This is a genomic window from Salinicola halophyticus, from assembly GCF_003206695.1.
In the GTDB taxonomy this organism is placed as follows: Bacteria; Pseudomonadota; Gammaproteobacteria; order Pseudomonadales; family Halomonadaceae; genus Salinicola; species Salinicola halophyticus.
Map to the genome: position 1 here is coordinate 282,759 of NZ_PZJN01000007.1, position 15,972 is coordinate 298,730.

Annotated in this window: 11 protein-coding genes; 7 read left to right on the plus strand and 4 right to left on the minus strand. The window is 63.1% G+C overall.

What is annotated here, in order from left to right; translation table 11 throughout:
• The first annotated feature begins 64 nt into the window (after positions 1 to 64).
• The 3 genes from DOM58_RS12610 (at position 65) to DOM58_RS12620 (ending at position 5,013) form a co-directional block, all read left to right on the plus strand.
• The gene (locus DOM58_RS12610; RefSeq protein WP_110693137.1) at positions 65 to 1,930 is read left to right on the plus strand and encodes a TRAP transporter large permease; all 1,866 of its coding nucleotides are present in this window, start codon (positions 65 to 67) and stop codon (positions 1,928 to 1,930) included.
• A gap of 121 nt (positions 1,931 to 2,051) precedes the next feature.
• Positions 2,052 to 3,086, plus strand: a complete 1,035-nt coding sequence (locus DOM58_RS12615) for an esterase-like activity of phytase family protein (protein WP_110693138.1) — start codon at positions 2,052 to 2,054, stop codon at positions 3,084 to 3,086.
• 271 nt (positions 3,087 to 3,357) lie between these two features.
• Positions 3,358 to 5,013 (plus strand): L-lactate MFS transporter, encoded by a 1,656-nt coding sequence (locus DOM58_RS12620; protein ID WP_110693139.1) that lies wholly within the window; start codon positions 3,358 to 3,360, stop codon positions 5,011 to 5,013.
• Positions 5,014 to 5,087: 74 nt separating this feature from the next.
• Here the strand turns inward: DOM58_RS12620 and DOM58_RS12625 are convergent, their stop codons facing one another.
• On the minus strand, positions 5,088 to 6,197 hold the full coding sequence (locus tag DOM58_RS12625; protein WP_245392258.1) for a substrate-binding domain-containing protein: 1,110 nt from the start codon (positions 6,195 to 6,197) through the stop codon (positions 5,088 to 5,090).
• 181 nt (positions 6,198 to 6,378) lie between these two features.
• Here DOM58_RS12625 and DOM58_RS12630 point away from each other — a divergent pair, with 181 nt between their 5' ends.
• From DOM58_RS12630 to DOM58_RS12645, 4 genes are read left to right on the plus strand one after another with little or no spacing between them, the layout of a single operon-like run.
• Positions 6,379 to 6,885, plus strand: coding sequence for a formate dehydrogenase subunit gamma (locus DOM58_RS12630; RefSeq protein WP_110693141.1), 507 nt, complete (start codon positions 6,379 to 6,381; stop codon positions 6,883 to 6,885).
• A complete protein-coding gene (locus DOM58_RS12635; RefSeq protein WP_110693188.1) occupies positions 6,885 to 8,441 on the plus strand; it encodes a formate dehydrogenase beta subunit in 1,557 nt (518 codons plus the stop codon). Before DOM58_RS12630 ends, DOM58_RS12635 begins: the two co-directional genes overlap by 1 nt.
• A gap of 2 nt (positions 8,442 to 8,443) precedes the next feature.
• Positions 8,444 to 11,308 (plus strand): formate dehydrogenase subunit alpha, encoded by a 2,865-nt coding sequence (fdhF, locus tag DOM58_RS12640; protein WP_110693142.1) that lies wholly within the window; start codon positions 8,444 to 8,446, stop codon positions 11,306 to 11,308.
• 40 nt (positions 11,309 to 11,348) lie between these two features.
• Positions 11,349 to 11,672 (plus strand): formate dehydrogenase subunit delta, encoded by a 324-nt coding sequence (locus DOM58_RS12645; protein WP_110693143.1) that lies wholly within the window; start codon positions 11,349 to 11,351, stop codon positions 11,670 to 11,672.
• A 129-nt stretch (positions 11,673 to 11,801) separates the two neighbouring features.
• On the opposite strand, the gene dnaJ is transcribed toward DOM58_RS12645, so the two are convergent.
• The 3 genes from dnaJ to grpE form a co-directional block, all read right to left on the minus strand.
• Positions 11,802 to 12,947, minus strand: coding sequence for a molecular chaperone DnaJ (gene dnaJ / locus DOM58_RS12650; protein ID WP_075560487.1), 1,146 nt, complete (start codon positions 12,945 to 12,947; stop codon positions 11,802 to 11,804).
• Between the two features lie 98 nt (positions 12,948 to 13,045).
• Positions 13,046 to 14,983 carry a molecular chaperone DnaK gene (gene dnaK / locus DOM58_RS12655; RefSeq protein ID WP_110693144.1) on the minus strand — a complete coding sequence of 646 codons (1,938 nt, stop codon included), beginning with the start codon at positions 14,981 to 14,983 and terminating at the stop codon, positions 13,046 to 13,048.
• Positions 14,984 to 15,136: 153 nt separating this feature from the next.
• Positions 15,137 to 15,769: a nucleotide exchange factor GrpE gene (gene grpE / locus DOM58_RS12660; protein ID WP_110693145.1), complete on the minus strand. Its 633-nt coding sequence runs from the start codon at positions 15,767 to 15,769 to the stop codon at positions 15,137 to 15,139.
• Positions 15,770 to 15,972: the final 203 nt, after the last annotated feature.

Sequence of the window (15,972 nt, forward strand, 5' to 3'; positions counted from 1 at the left end):
CCCGGGCCGGGCCTGGGTGGCGCGCCTGTCATTGACGATCGATCCCTATCCTGGAGGTGGCATCATGGCTGCCGATCAACCCGCTCTCTCCTTTGCAATATCGCTGCTCGATCGGTCGGCGGCCCGTCTGGAAGGTCTCGTCCGGCTTTCCGTATTCACCATCCTGGTTGCGATGTCCGTCGCGGTTCTCACCGGCGTCATCGCCCGTTATGTGTTCAACAGCTCCTTTTCGTGGACCGAAGAATTCGCCATCTGGTGCTTCACCTGGCTGATTTTCCTTGGCGCAGCGCTAGGCGTGCGACGCAGTCGTCATGTCGTGGCGGATCTGCTGCCTCTGGCGCGCCTGCCGATGGTGCAGGCACTGCTCGAACCCGTGGCCACCATGCTGCTGGCGCTGACGTTGATCATGATGTATTCGGGCGGCATGCAGCTGACCGACATGGTCGGGGGCCTGAGCGCCAGCCTGCAATGGCCCAAGGCCATCAAATATGCCGTGATCCCCGCATCGGCTCTCATTTCGCTGGGATTCCTGCTGGTCCGCCGCGTCGATTCTCTGCAGGGTTGTCTGCGCAACCTCGTCTGCATCGGCGTCGCCTGGCTACTGTTCCAGTGGATCGACGCGGGCGGCCTCGCCTTTCTGGGAGGCTTTTCGCCGAGCCTCGTGATGCTCGCGGCATTCTTCCTGGCTATCGCCATCGGCGTGCCCGTGGCTTTCGCTCTGGTCCTGGCCGTCTTCATTGCCAGCTCTGCGTCTTTTATCCTGCCGCCTCCTGCTGTCGTCCAGAACATGGTGACCGGCTCGACCAAATTCATTCTTCTGGCCATTCCCTTCTTTCTCTCGACAGGCTATCTGCTGAATCTTGGCGGCCTGTCCGCTCGACTGATCGAGTTTGCCGTCTCTCTCGTGGGCCACTTTCGTGGCGGCCTGGCACACGTCAACATTCTCAACAGCCTGATGGTGGGTGGCATCTCCGGTTCGTCCAGTGCCGATGCCGCCAGCAGCACCAAAATCCTCGTTCCCGAGATGGTCAAGCGTGGCTATTCGCCGGCGTTCTCCTGTGCCGTCAGCGCCTCCTCGGCGATACTGCCCAATGTCGTGCCGCCGGCTATCGCGATGCTGGTCTATGCCTCCGTCGCCAACGTTTCGGTGGCCAAGCTGTTCACGGCAGGCGTGCTACCGGCGGTGTTGATCGCGCTGGCCCTGATGGGCGTCGCCTATGCCATTTCGGTTCGACGCGACTATCAGTCCTCCAGCGAGCACGCCCCGTGGCTGACCGTGCGTAACAGCTTTCTCCGCGCTCTGCCCGTGTTGGTCATCACCGTCGGGGTATTGGGCGGGATTCGCTTCGGGATCATAACGGCCACCGAGGCAGGCGTCGTTGCCCTCTTCTGGACCTTTATCCTGGGGAAAATGGTGTTCAAGGAGTACGGCTGGAAAACGTTCTACCGTGCTTTCAGTGACTGTGCCATGGACGCTGCCCTGATCGGATTCATCATCGCGTCGTCGGTACCTTTTGCCTGGGTCCTGATCGCCGAGCAGGTGCCTCAGGCGATCGTCGGCTGGGCCGGTACGGCGGCAGAGGGGCCGCTGGGGCTCTTTTTCATTCTCATTCTCGTGCTGGTGGCGGCAGGCATGTTCCTGGATCTCACCCCGGCCATGCTGATCATCGCTCCGCTGTTCCTGCCGATGATGATCAATGCTGGTATCGACCCCATCCAGCTGGGCATCATCATGATCGTCACGCTGCAACTCGGCGGCGTCTCGCCACCCGTCGGGCTACTGGTATTCATCACGTCACAGATTGCCAACGTGCCACCCTCGGCCGTTTTCCGCGCCGTCATACCCTTCGTCCTGGCAACGATGTGCGTCGTGGTCCTGCTTTGCGCGTTTCCCTCGCTAACCATCGGGCTATGGGGCCTGCTGGAATGAGTGAATAGCCGCCGGAGCCTGCGCTGCTGCGATGGCCTCCTCACGGGGTCAGCGGTTGTCATCAACGAGTCGGGGATTGTGGATATACTGACAGGCAGTCACGGTCGAAGGAAAAGCGCTCATGTCGCTGTCGTCTCCCAGGCTTGCCACGTTCATCGCATGGCTGGGGCCGGTGTTGCTCGCCGGCTGCAGCGCCGTGCCTCAACGAACGGCGCTTGCGCCGCTCGATCTGCTGGCGAGCACGCCCAACATCGACTGGTGCGGAACGCTGGCGCTGCCCGGGGAGTGGCAGGACGGCACGCCGGTCGGCGGGCTCTCCGATCTCGGTTGGGACGACGACGAAGCGATGCTGTTTCTGATTTCCGATCGCGGCTGGCTGCATCGCGCCCGCCTGACGTTCAGCGGCAGCGGCGAGCTGCGCGATTATGAACCGCTGGATACCTACCCGTTGCGCGGCGAGGACGGCGCCATCCTGGAAAGTGCCGGTAGCGATGCCGAAGCGTTGACGCTCGAGAACGCCGACGACGACATTCGCGGCAATACGCAGCTGGTAATCGGCTTTGAAGGCAGTGTAGCGGGCGACACCGGGGGCGACGCGCTGGGTGATGCAGAAAGCAACGCCCGCTGGCAGCGCTTCCTGCCCTCGGGTATTGCCAGCGAACCACCGCACCGACCGGCCGGGCTATCGGACGTCGAATCCAACGGCGGGCTGGAGGCGATCGCCGCGCTACCCGGCTACGGCCTGATCGGCGGGATCGAAACACCCCCCGAGGGCTGGCCCGAGAAGCTCACTCGGCTGTTCAGCCTCGACGGTCAGCACGAGTGGCGCTATCCGTTGGCCGACAACGCCAACAGCGCGCTGACCGCCATGGAAAATCTGGACGGCGACCTGCTGACCCTGGAGCGTGCCTACACACCGCCGGCTTCACTCGTGATTCGGTTACGCCGCGCCCATCTCGAGGCCGACGGCAGCGTGCGTGTCAGCGAACTGGCGCGGCTCTCCAACAGTGATGGCTGGTCGTTGGACAACTTCGAAGGACTGACCGGCATCGGCGGTCACCGCTACCTGATGGTCAGTGACGACAATTTTAGTCTGGTGCAGCGCACCCTGCTGACCTGCTTTGCCGTAACCGAGGTCGACGATCGGGCGCCCTGACTCCTGGCCGGCGCGATAGATGTCGCAGCCAGGAGAGCCGATGTCGCACGTATGCACGGCACAGCATAATGATTTCCGCTAGTTGCCATTTTCCCCCGCTGATTCGATCCTGCCGACGACACTGTGAATGCGGCGACACTCAACGATAAGAATCCGTGTTCATAGGTACGGCGCTCAAGCCCAAGGCCGTTCCTGCCGATGTAGAGCACGCGGTGTCTTCCCGGTAGCACCGGCAGCGCCAACGACACGATAATCAAGACGAGGGTTCAGGATGAGTGGGATCAATCAGGCCGCGCTGGATGCCGGCGGCGACACATCGGCGGGTTTTTTCTCCCGCGAAAGAACGGTAGCGGGACCTAACTTCAATCGCTGGCTGGTACCCACGGCGGCGCTGGCGATCCATCTCTGTATCGGCATGGCCTACGGCTTCTCGGTGTTCTGGCTCCCCATGAGCCAGGAGATCGTCAACGCCCCTGCCAGTTGCACCAATCTCGGTCTGTTCCAGGCATTGACCACGACGAGCTGTAACTGGAGCGTCCCCCAGGTCACCTATGTGTTCGGTATCTTCATTGCCATGCTCGGTGTTTCGGCGGCGATCTGGGGTGCCTGGCTCGAACATGCAGGGCCGAGAAAGGCCGGCTGCATCGCGGCATTGTGCTGGGGTGGCGGTCTGATCGTCGGTGGCCTGGGGGTCATGAACCATCAGCTGTGGCTGGTCTATCTGGGCTGCGGCGTGCTGGGCGGCATCGGCCAGGGTCTCGGCTACATCACACCGGTCTCGACCCTGATCAAGTGGTTTCCGGACCGCCGCGGCATGGCGACCGGGTTTGCCATCATGGGGTACGGCGGTGGTGCCATGGTCGGCGCGCCGCTGGCCGTGCTGCTGATGAATCACTACTCCGCGGACGGCGGCACCGGTGTCGCCATGACACTGATCACTATGGGCGTGATCTATGCCATCGTCATGGCCTGCGGGGCGATTGGCTTTCGCGTACCGCCCAACGGCTGGAAACCCACCGGCTGGACGGCACCGAAGAATGCCAAGACCAACACCATGATCACCCAGGGTCACGTCCACCTGAAGACAGCGTGGAAGACCAAGCAGTTCTGGCTGATCTGGGGCGTGCTGTTCCTCAACGTGACCGCCGGGATCGCTGTGATCTCGATGGCCAGCCCGATGCTGCAGGACGTCTTCGGCGGCGCCCTGGTCGGCCTCGAGGATCGCGCCGCGGCTCTCAACGAAGCGCAGCAGGCGGCAGTGGTCGCCGCAGCGGCCGGCCTGGTCGGCCTGATCAGCCTGTTCAACAGCGTCGGGCGTCTGTTCTGGGCCTCGCTATCGGATAAGATCGGGCGCAAGAACACTTATTTCTGCTTCTTCGTGATCGGCATCATCATGTATTGCCTGCTGCCGATGTGGGGCCATCTGGGTATGGCTGGTCTGTTCGTGATCTCGATCTGCGTCATTCTCAGCATGTATGGCGGCGGTTTCGCCACGGTCCCGGCTTATCTGGCCGACATCTTCGGCACCCAGATGGTCGGCGCGATTCACGGACGCCTGCTCACGGCCTGGACCGCCGCCGGCCTGGTCGGCCCGCTGGTCATTGCGGCCATTCGCCAGACGCAGCTCGACGCCGGCGTCGAACCCAGCCTCGTCTACGATCGCACGCTCTACATCATGGCGGGGCTGCTGTTCCTCGGCCTGATCTGCAACTTGTTGATCAAGCCGGTCAAGCCGGAACAGCAGATGAGCGATGAGGAGCTGGCTCACGAGCGTTCGCTGCAGAAGGAAGACGGCGTCGCCGCCAATGCCGAGACCGCGGCACGCGGTCGCTTCGGTGTCGGCGGCGTTCTCGCCTGGCTCGGCGTGGGCATTCCGTTCCTGATCGGGCTCTACATCGCCCTGGCCAAGGCAGCGGCGCTGTTCTAGACCGCCCGTCACGAGCGGGATCCATCACGACCGGACGCTCCTCGAGCGCCCGGTCGTGTCGTTTCCGCCCTGCGCTAGCGCCTGTTACGTTCGACGGTCTTTCTGTTCTCCGCCATCCGGTCCTCCTCCAGTAATGCCTCGAACGTCGTCACCTCGCCACAGCGATCCGGCGCATAGCCGCTCAGCGTCGCTATCTCGGCCAGGAACGAGCGCGAGCTCATGAAGGTGAGCAGTTGCTGGACGTTGTCCTGCTCGAGCCGATCCTCGTGGCAGATCAGCAGATAGTGCTCGGTGGAGAGCGGCAGAAACTCGAGCCCGAACTGGGCTGCGGCCGCTTCCAGACCAAAACCGACATCGGCCATGCCGGCTGCCACGTAGGCCGCTATGGCGGTATGGGTAAACTCTTCCTGTCCCGCGCCGGCAATCTGATCCTCGCCGATGCCCTGCTCCGCCAACAACAGGTTGAAAAGCACGCGAGTCCCGGAGTGCTCATCGCGATTGATGAAGCGGACATCAGTCCGGGCAAGATCCGCCAACCCCTGAATTCTGTCTCGGTCCTCGCCACGCAGGATCAAGCCCTGTCGGCGAGTGACGAATCGAATCACCTTGAGCTTCTGTCCTCGCTGACTCTGCCCCTCGAGCTGCGGCCGATAGACCTGCATCACTCGCTCGGCAAGCTGCGGAGATGAGGGGACGTGGAAGCTGGCCAGGTCGCACTCGCCGCGGCCCAAAGCGTTCAATGCCTCCAGCGGATTGCAGTAGCGCAGATCGAGTTCGCCGGGACATTCCGGCAGTAGTGCCACCGCATAACCATGGCTGGCATGCAATCGCAGGACGGGATGCGCGCCCTCGAGCAACTGCTGCAGCTGATGGTTTAGCTCGGAGGCCATGCTGTCGATCTGCGGCCCCAACCTTGCCCTGACCCGCTGCTCCGACCACAGCAGTTTCTCGCCCAGAGGCGATGGCCGGGTGCCATGCCCCTTGCGCATATCCGCCAGCGGCATGCCGAAGAACGCCTCCCCCCGGTTGAGGAGATTCCAGGCATGACGATAGGAGATGCCGGCGGCTTCCGCTGCACGCGTCAGCTTGCCGGTCTCGCGCAGATTGGCGAGTAGCCGGAACAGCACCGGGTCGAGCAGTTCGCCGTCATCGCTGCGAAACAGCCACGCTGGCGTGATATTCAACTTTTTTCTAAGCATATTCGTTCATATTTCTCGCGCCCCGCGGGAGTGCTAGGTTGGCGTTTAGCGGCACTCAACATAAAACAGTTAAGAACAACGATTCCTATAAGACGATTGGCTGAGAGCTGGCGAGAGAGGTGGAGTCGCCGGACGAAATCCAACTGCTTGATGAGATGACCAGGCCATGCCACACGCCAGCCCGCAGACCGACGGCGCCTGGACGCCGGCACAGATTCAGGACGTGATCGACGCCCATAAATCGATGCCGGGCGCCATGCTGCCCACGCTTCATGCCATCCAGGATCGCTTCGGACACATTCCCGAAGCGGCGATTCCGATCATTGCCGAGTCGCTGCGCCATACACGCGCCGACGTCCACGGCATCATCAGTTTCTACCACCACTTCCGGACACAGCTGCCAGGTCGCAGTGTGGTGCAGGTGTGTCGGGCGGAGGCGTGTCAGGCGCGGGGCTGTCGACAGCTGGAAAGCCACGTCAAAGCGGTACTGGGCGTGGATTACCACCACACCACGAGCGACGGCGAGATCACGCTGGAGCCGGTCTATTGCCTGGGCAACTGCGCCTGCGGGCCGACGATTCGGGTCAACGACGAGATTCACGGCCGCATGACCGCGGCCAAGTTCGATCGGCTGGCCGAAGAGCTCACGGCCACCGTGGTGGAGGTGAGATGATGACGACCACCGTCTATGTTCCTCGCGACACCACCGCGCTCTCGCTGGGAGCAGACGCCGTCGCGTCGCGTCTCGAGCGCGCCGCACGTCAGCGCTCGCTGGATCTAAGGATCGTGCGCAACGGCTCCCGCGGCCTGTCCTGGCTGGAGCCGCTGGTAGAAGTCGAGACAACCAAGGGCCGAGTCGCTTACGGGCCGGTCGAGCCCGAAGACGTCGAGGCGCTGATCGAAGCCGGCCTGTTCGAGGGACGCCAGGATCATCCGCTGGCGCTGGGATTGACCGAGGAGATCCCCTATCTCCGTAACCAGCAGCGCCTGACGTTCTCGCGTATCGGCGTGACCGACCCGCTGTCGCTCGAGGACTACACCACGCTGCGTGGCTTCGAAGGATTGAAGAAGGCACTCGCCTGCGATGCGCAGGGTATCGTCGACGAGGTCAAGTCCTCGGGGCTTCGCGGCCGCGGCGGGGCCGCCTTCCCCACCGCGATCAAATGGCAGACGGTGCATGACCAGCCCGAGGGGCAGAAGTACATCGTCTGCAACGCCGACGAGGGCGACTCCGGCACCTTCGCCGACCGTCTGATCATGGAATGCGACCCCTATCTGCTGATCGAAGGCATGGCGATAGCGGGCCTCGCGGTGGGCGCCACCCAAGGCTACGTCTACCTGCGCTCGGAGTATCCGAACGCCCACGCCATCTTCGGGGAAGCGATCTCGCGGGCACGCACGGCGGGCTATCTGGGCGACGACATGCTCGCCAGCGGCAAGGACTTCCACCTTGAAGTCCGCCTCGGCGCCGGGGCCTATATCTGCGGCGAGGAGACCTCGCTGCTGGAGAGCCTCGAAGGCAAGCGCGGCCTGGTCCGCGCCAAGCCGCCGCTGCCGGCGATCGAGGGGCTGTTCGGCCGCCCCACGGTAGTCAACAACGTGCTCTCGCTGGCCGCCATTCCCTACATTCTCGACCACGGCGGCCAGGCCTACGCCGACTACGGCATGGGCAAGTCCCGCGGGACGCTGGCGCTGCAGCTGGCCGGCAACGTGGCGCGTGGCGGGCTGGTCGAACTGGCCTTCGGCGTCACCCTGCGCGAGCTGATGGAGAACTTCGGCGGCGGCACCCAGAGTGGACGTCCGCTCAAGGCGGTGCAGGTCGGCGGCCCGCTCGGCGCCTATCTGCCCGAGAGCCAGTGGGACAGCCCCATCGATTACGAAGGCTTCGCCGCGTTCGGGGGTGTCGTCGGCCATGGTGGCGTGGTGATGTTCGACGACAGCGTCGACATGGGCGATCAGGCGCGCTTTGCGATGGAGTTCTGCAGCGTCGAATCCTGCGGCAAGTGCACGCCGTGTCGAATCGGCGCCGTGCGTGGCGTGGAGGTGATCGACCGTATCCGCGCCGGCGAGCGGGCCGAGGAGAATCTCGTCCTGCTTGCCGATCTCTGCGACACCATGGTCGACGGCTCGCTCTGCGCCATGGGCGGGATGACACCGTTCCCCGTCCAGAGCGTAATGAAGCACTTTCCCGATGATCTGATCCGGCCCCGGGCCGAAGGCGGGAGGTAGGCATGCTGCAACATTTCGATCCAAAACAGTTCGACCGTGACCTGGGAACGCCGGCAAGACTCTCGGAAACCCTGGTTCCGCTGACCATCGATGGCGTCGAGATCAGCGTGCCTGAAGGCACCTCGGTGCTGCGTGCCGCGGCGCTCGCCGGTATCACCATCCCCAAGCTGTGCGCGTCCGACAACCTCGAGGCCTTCGGCTCGTGTCGTCTCTGTGCGGTGGAGATCGAGGGCCGGCGCGGCTATCCGGCATCGTGCACCACGCCGGTTACCGAAGGCATGGCGGTGACGACCCAGAACGGCAAGCTCGCCAGGCTGCGGCGCAATGTCATGGAGCTCTACATCTCCGACCACCCGCTGGACTGCCTGACCTGCCCCGCCAACGGCGACTGCGAACTGCAGGACATGGCCGGTGCCGTGGGTCTGCGCGAGGTGCGCTACGGCTTCGACGGTGCCAACCATCTGGATGCCGAGATCGACGACTCCAACCCCTATTTCAGCTTCGATCCCAGCAAGTGCATCGTCTGCTCGCGCTGCGTGCGGGCCTGCGACGAGGTCCAGGGCACCTTCGCCCTGACCATCGAAGGCCGCGGCTTCGATTCCAAGGTCGCCGCCAGCCAGAACGAGCCGTTCATGGATTCGGAGTGCGTCTCCTGCGGCGCCTGCGTGCAGGCCTGCCCGACGTCAACGTTGATGGAGAAGAGCGTCATCGACCACGGCGTGCCCGAGCATAGCGTGGTGACCACCTGCGCCTATTGCGGCGTGGGCTGCTCCTTCGAGGCGCAGATGAAGGGCGACAAGCTGATACGTATGGTGCCCTACAAGGGTGGCGATGCGAATCACGGCCACTCCTGCGTCAAGGGGCGCTTCGCCTTCGGCTACGCCACTCACAAGGATCGCATCCGCGAGCCGATGATCCGCGACAGCATCGACCAACCGTGGCGCCCCGTCTCATGGGAGGAGGCGATCGCCTTCGCCGCGCGACGCCTCCGGGAGACGCAGTCGACCTATGGCCGCGAGAGCATCGGCGGCATCACCTCGTCGCGCTGTACCAACGAAGAGACCTATCTGGTCCAGAAGCTGATCCGCGCCGCTTTCGGCAACAACAATACCGACACCTGCGCCCGGGTCTGCCACTCGCCTACCGGGTACGGCCTCAAGACCACGTTGGGCGAATCGGCCGGGACCCAGACCTTCGATTCGGTGATGAAGGCCGACACGATTCTGGTGATCGGCGCCAACCCCACCGACGCCCACCCGGTGTTCGCCTCCCAGATGAAGCGCCGCCTGCGCCAGGGTGCCACGCTGATCGTCGCCGACCCGCGCCGGATCGACCTGCTCAAGACGCCCCACGGCGGCAGGAGCCTGCATCTGCCGCTCAAGCCCGGAACCAACGTGGCGCTGGTGAATTCGATGGCCCACGTGGTGGTGAGCGAGGGGCTGGAAGACGCCGACTTCATCGCGAAACGCTGCGACGGCGACGCCTACCAGCGCTGGCGCGAGTTCATTCAGGAAGCGCAACACTCACCGGAAGCTCTGGAGTCGGTCACCGGCGTGCCGGCCGTGCAGGTCCGCGAGGCCGCTCGCGTCTATGCCAGCGCCGCCAACGGCGCGATCTACTACGGCCTGGGGGTCACCGAACACAGTCAGGGCTCGACCATGGTCATGGGCATCGCCAATCTGGCGATGGCAACCGGCAACATCGGCCGCGAAGGCGTGGGGGTCAATCCGCTGCGCGGACAGAACAACGTTCAGGGCTCCTGTGACATGGGCTCGTTTCCCCACGAGCTGCCGGGCTACCAGCACGTCGCCGATCCCGCCGTGCGCGAGAAGTTCGAGGCCGTCTGGCACACCACGATCGACGACGAGCCGGGGCTGCGCATTCCCAACATGTTCGACGCGGCCATCGCCGGCACCTTCAAGGGGCTCTACGTCCAGGGTGAAGATATCGCCCAGTCCGATCCCAATACCCAGCATGTCGAAGCAGCCCTGACCGCGCTGGACTGCCTGATCGTGCAGGACATCTTCCTCAACGAGACCGCCAAGTACGCCCACGTGCTGCTCCCCGGTTCCACCTTCCTCGAGAAGAACGGCACCTTTACCAATGCCGAGCGGCGCATCAACCGCGTCCGCAAGGTGATGCCACCGGTCGCCGGCAAGGAGGACTGGGAAGTCACCCAGGACCTGGCCAACGCGATGGGCTATGCGATGCACTACACCCATCCCTCGGAAATCATGGACGAAATCGCCCAACTGACACCCACCTTCACCGGCGTCAGCTATGCCCGGCTCGAAGCGCGAGGCAGCATCCAGTGGCCATGCAACGATGCCTTCCCCGACGGCACCCCGACCATGCACGCGCTCGACTTCCCCATCGGCAAGGGCAACTTCGCCATCACCGAATACGTGGCCACCGAGGAGCGCGCCAGCCGCCGCTATCCGCTGCTGCTGACGACCGGGCGCATTCTCAGCCAGTACAACGTCGGCGCCCAGACCCGACGCACCGACAACGTGGCCTGGCACGCCGAGGACGTGCTGGAAATTCACCCTTCGGATGCCGAGCTCCGCGGCCTGCGCGACGGCGACTGGCTGGGCATCAGCAGCCGGGTTGGGCGCACGGTGCTGCGCTGTCTCGTCAGCGATCGCATGGCGCCGGGCGTGGTCTACACCACGTTCCATCATCCGGGCAGCGGAGCCAACGTGATCACCACCGACAACTCCGACTGGGCCACCAACTGTCCTGAATACAAGGTGACCGCGGTGCAGGTGGAAAAGGTCTCTCAACCGTCATCATGGCAGCAGCATTTCCAACGCTTCGACGAACGTCAGCAGCGTTATCTGGAATCCGCCGAGGCGGCGCTCAAATGAGTGCCGCCGGCCACTCTTTCGGCGCCGGGGAGAGCATGAGATGAGCGATTCGAGCAGAGATGATTCGAACAGAGGTGATTCGGAAAGAGACGGGCCGGGCCATGGCGGCCCCACGGCCCCGCTGATCAAGATGGTCAATCAGATCGGCGCCAACAATCTGCACCATGGTGACGACGCCCAGGCGGCGGAACTGGTCGCCACGCATCTCAAGAAATTCTGGGCGCGCAGCATGAAGCGCCAGATCATCGAGTACGCCGATACGGATGGCAGCGAACTGAGTTCGGTGTCGCGCCTCGCGATCGCTCGGCTGAAGACCCTGTCGTCGACCGTCAAGGACTGGGAGGAGACCTCCGACGCAGGATAGCCGAATGCGGGGCCGTCAACTAATCGACGTGACCCGTCAAGACATCTTCGTTGATAGACACTCGCCTACAAAAAAAGGCCTCATCCGATCTTTCGGATGAGGCCTCTTTCGCTCGGCGACGATAAAACCTTACGGCTTCATGTCCTCGAAGAAGCGCTTCACACCGTCGAACCAGCCCTCTTTTCGCGGCGAATGGCGGCTGGCACTGCCCAGACTGTCCTGGAACTTGCGCAGCAGGTCCTTCTGCTCTTCATTGAGGTTGACCGGCGTCTCGGTCACCACCTTGCAGAGCAGGTCGCCCGCCGGGCCGCCGCGGACCGGCTTGACGCCCTTGCCACGTAGCCGGAACAGTTTCCCGGTCTGCGTCTCGGGCGGGATCTTGAGCTTGACCCGACCTTCCAGCGTCGGCACTTCCAGCTCGCCACCCAACGCGGCATCGACGAAGTTGATCGGCACTTCGCAGTGCAGGTGCCGGCCGTCGCGTTCGAAGATCGGATGCGCCTTGATCTCGACCTGGACGTAAAGATCGCCCGCGGGGCCACCGTTGAGCCCGGATTCGCCCTCGGCATTGAGCCGAATGCGGTCGCCGGTATCGACACCCGCCGGGATCTTCACCGACAGCGTGCGCGTCTCGCGAACGCGGCCTTCGCCATGACACTTGCGGCACGGCACCTTGATGCTCTGGCCGCTGCCGTGACAGGTCGGGCAGGTCTGCTGCACGGCGAAGAAGCCCTGCTGCATCCGCACCTGGCCCTGGCCGTGACAGGTCGGGCAGGTCTCCTTGCTCGAGCCCGGCTCGGCGCCGGTGGCGTCGCAGTGCTCGCACTCGACGTGACGCGGCACGCGGATATCGACGGTGGTACCGAATACGGCATTCTCGAGATCGAGCTCGAGGTTGTAGCGCAGATCGCTGCCACGCTGCGGTGCGTTCGGATTACGCCGACCGCCGCCGCCCCCGAAGATATCGCCGAACACGTCGCCGAAGATATCGCTGAAGCCGCCCGCTCCGGCACCGCCGAAACCACCGCCACCGAAGCCGCCGCCCTGACCATCGACGCCGGCATGGCCGAACTGATCGTAGGCCGCACGTTTCTGGTCATCGGAAAGCACTTCGTAGGCGTCGGAGACCTCGCGAAACTTCTCCGCCGCCTGCTGATCTTCCGGATTGCGGTCCGGATGGTATTTCTGCGCCAGCCGACGGTAGGCTTTCTTGATGTCCTTGCCGTCGGCGTCTCTATCGACGCCCAATACTTCGTAATAGTCACGTTGGGACATTACTGAGTCCGCCTCCGTGTCGGCGCCGTGCAAACAGCAGCGCGGGAGTCATGTTGGCTCCCGCGCTCCTGCCGATCACACGGCGTCAGACGTCGTGTTTATTGCTTTTTCTGATCGTCGTTGACTTCTTCGAACTCGGCGTCAACCACGTCATCCTCTTTCTTGCCGCTGGTCTGGGCGTCGTCGGCCGGCTGGCCTTCTGCGTCGGCGCCTTCGCCCTGCTCGGCATACATCTTCTGCGCCAGGTTGCCGGAAGCTTCGGTCAGCGCATCCAGCTTGGCCTGGATGGCATCCTTGTCGTCACCCTTGAGCGCTTCCTCGAGCTCGCTGATCGCGGTCTCGATTTTGGCTTTCTCGTCGGCATCGACCTTGTCACCGGCTTCTTCGAGCGTCTTTCGCGACGCGTGGATCATGCCGTCGGCCTGGTTACGCAACTGGACCAGTTCCTCGAACTTCTTGTCCTCGGCCTCGTGGGCTTCGGCATCCTTGACCATCTGATCGATCTCGTCGTCGGAGAGACCGCTGGAGGACTTGATCACGATCGACTGTTCCTTGCCGGTCGCCTTGTCCTTGGCCGTGATGTGGAGGATACCGTTGGCATCCAGATCGAAAGCCACTTCGATCTGCGGCACGCCACGCGGCGCCGGCGGAATGTCGGCCAGATCGAAACGACCCAGCGACTTGTTCTGACCTGCCTGCTTACGCTCACCCTGCAGCGCGTGAATGGTCACGGCCGTCTGGTTGTCGTCGGCGGTCGAGAAGGTCTGGGTCTTCTTGGTCGGGATTGTGGTGTTTTTCTCGATCAGCGGGGTCATCACGCCACCCAGCGTCTCGATACCCAGCGTCAGCGGTGTGACGTCGAGCAGCAGCACGTCCTTGACGTCACCGCCAAGCACGCCACCCTGGATAGCGGCACCCATGGCCACGGCTTCGTCCGGGTTGACGTCCTTGCGCGCTTCCTTGCCGAAGAACTCGGCAACCTTGCTCTGAACCATCGGCATGCGCGTCTGGCCGCCGACCAGGATGACGTCCTGGATCTCGCTGTTGGAGAGACCGGCGTCCTGCATCGCGGTCTTGCACGGACCGAGCGAGCGAGCCACCAGGTCTTCGACCAGCGATTCGAGCTTGGCACGAGTGACCTTGATCGCCAGGTGCTTGGGACCGGTGTTGTCCGCCGTGATGTACGGCAGGTTGACTTCGGTCTGCTGCGCGGAAGAGAGCTCGATCTTGGCTTTCTCGGCCGCTTCCTTCAGACGCTGCATGGCCAGGCTGTCGCCGGACAGATCGATGCCGGAATCGCTCTTGAACTGCTGAACGAGATAGTCGATCAGCTTGAGATCGAAATCTTCGCCGCCCAGGAACGTATCGCCGTTGGTGGCGAGCACTTCGAACTGCTTTTCACCGTCGACATCGGCGACTTCGATGATCGAGATATCGAACGTACCGCCACCCAGGTCGTAGACCGCGATGGTGCGATCACCAGTGGAACGATCCATGCCGTAGGCCAGTGCGGCTGCGGTCGGCTCGTTGATGATACGCTTGACCTCGAGACCGGCGATGCGGCCCGCGTCCTTGGTGGCCTGACGCTGAGAATCGTTGAAGTAGGCCGGCACGGTGATGACCGCTTCGGTGACTTCTTCGCCGAGATAGTCTTCGGCGGTCTTCTTCATCTTCTTCAGCACTTCGGCGCTGACCTGGGGCGGTGCCAGCTTGTTGTCGTTGACCTTGACCCAGGCGTCGCCGTTGTCGGCTTCGACGATCTCGTAAGGCACCATCTTGATGTCTTTCTGAACGACGTCGTCCTTGAACTTGCGACCGACCAGACGCTTGATGGCGTAAAGCGTGTTGTGCGGGTTGGTGACCGCCTGACGCTTGGCCGCCTGACCGACAAGCGTTTCGCCGTCGTCGGTGTAAGCGATGATGGAAGGCGTCGTGCGGCCGCCTTCGGCGTTTTCGATCACTCGGGTCTTGTCACCATCCAGTACGGCAACACAGGAGTTGGTCGTACCCAGGTCAATGCCAATGATGCGTCCCATAATTCCTCACCTCTAACTATTCGTTGACGACTCAATTCGTTTTGATGACGGCGCTTGCTGCGCGTTTGACTGCTATGTGGGGGCTGGTCGGCGCCTTTCAAGTCCCGTCGACGATTCAAACGCATCGCCGGGAGAGCTCGGCCCCCACGACGACTAGCTCGCCGCCTTGCTGACCACCACCATGGCCGGGCGCACCAGACGGCCGTTGAGGGTGTAGCCCTTCTGCATCACGTCCATCACGGTGTTGGGCTCCAACTCGGGGTTGGGCACCATGGTCATCGCTTCATGAAACTGCGGGTCGAAAGGCTCACCCTGCGGGTCGAGCTGCTCGACACCGAACTTGCTCAGCACATCGAGCTGCATCTTGAGGGTCATCGACACGCCTTCGCGGTGCGTGCTGTCGACTTCCTGCATGCTCTCCAAGCCCTTTTCCAAGCTGTCGACGACCGGCAGCAACTCCTTGACGAACTTTTCGAGGGCAAACTTCTTGGCCTTGTCGGCGTCCTGTTCGGCGCGGCGGCGTGCGTTCTGCGCATCGGCGGCGGCCCGCATCGACTGGTCCTTGGCCTCCGCCAGCTCCTGCTCGAGCTCCTCGACCCGGGCAGCCAGAACCTCGGCTTCGGGATTGGCCTCGCCTTCCGTGTCGCCCGCCTCGTGTTCTATCGATTCCGCGAACTGCTCCAGATCGCCATCCAATGCGTCGTTGGTGGACTGATGCTGGGGTTCAGCGTCGCGCTCGGCGCGCTCGAGTTCTTCGTCTACGGGGTTCTGCGGATCTCTAGCCATGAATCTCTCCTGGCAAGGTGTTGTGACAGTTATTCGAAAAACGTGATTTCGACAAGCGTCGGAGCTGTCTGCCTATATGGGGCTATCGATTCAGATCTCAAGCGCCGATACCTCTCGACCGTCAAGACATTCATTGAAGGCGAATTTTGACTACTGTATAAACGAACAGATCGACAACACTCGACCGTCAGTCAACAGACCTC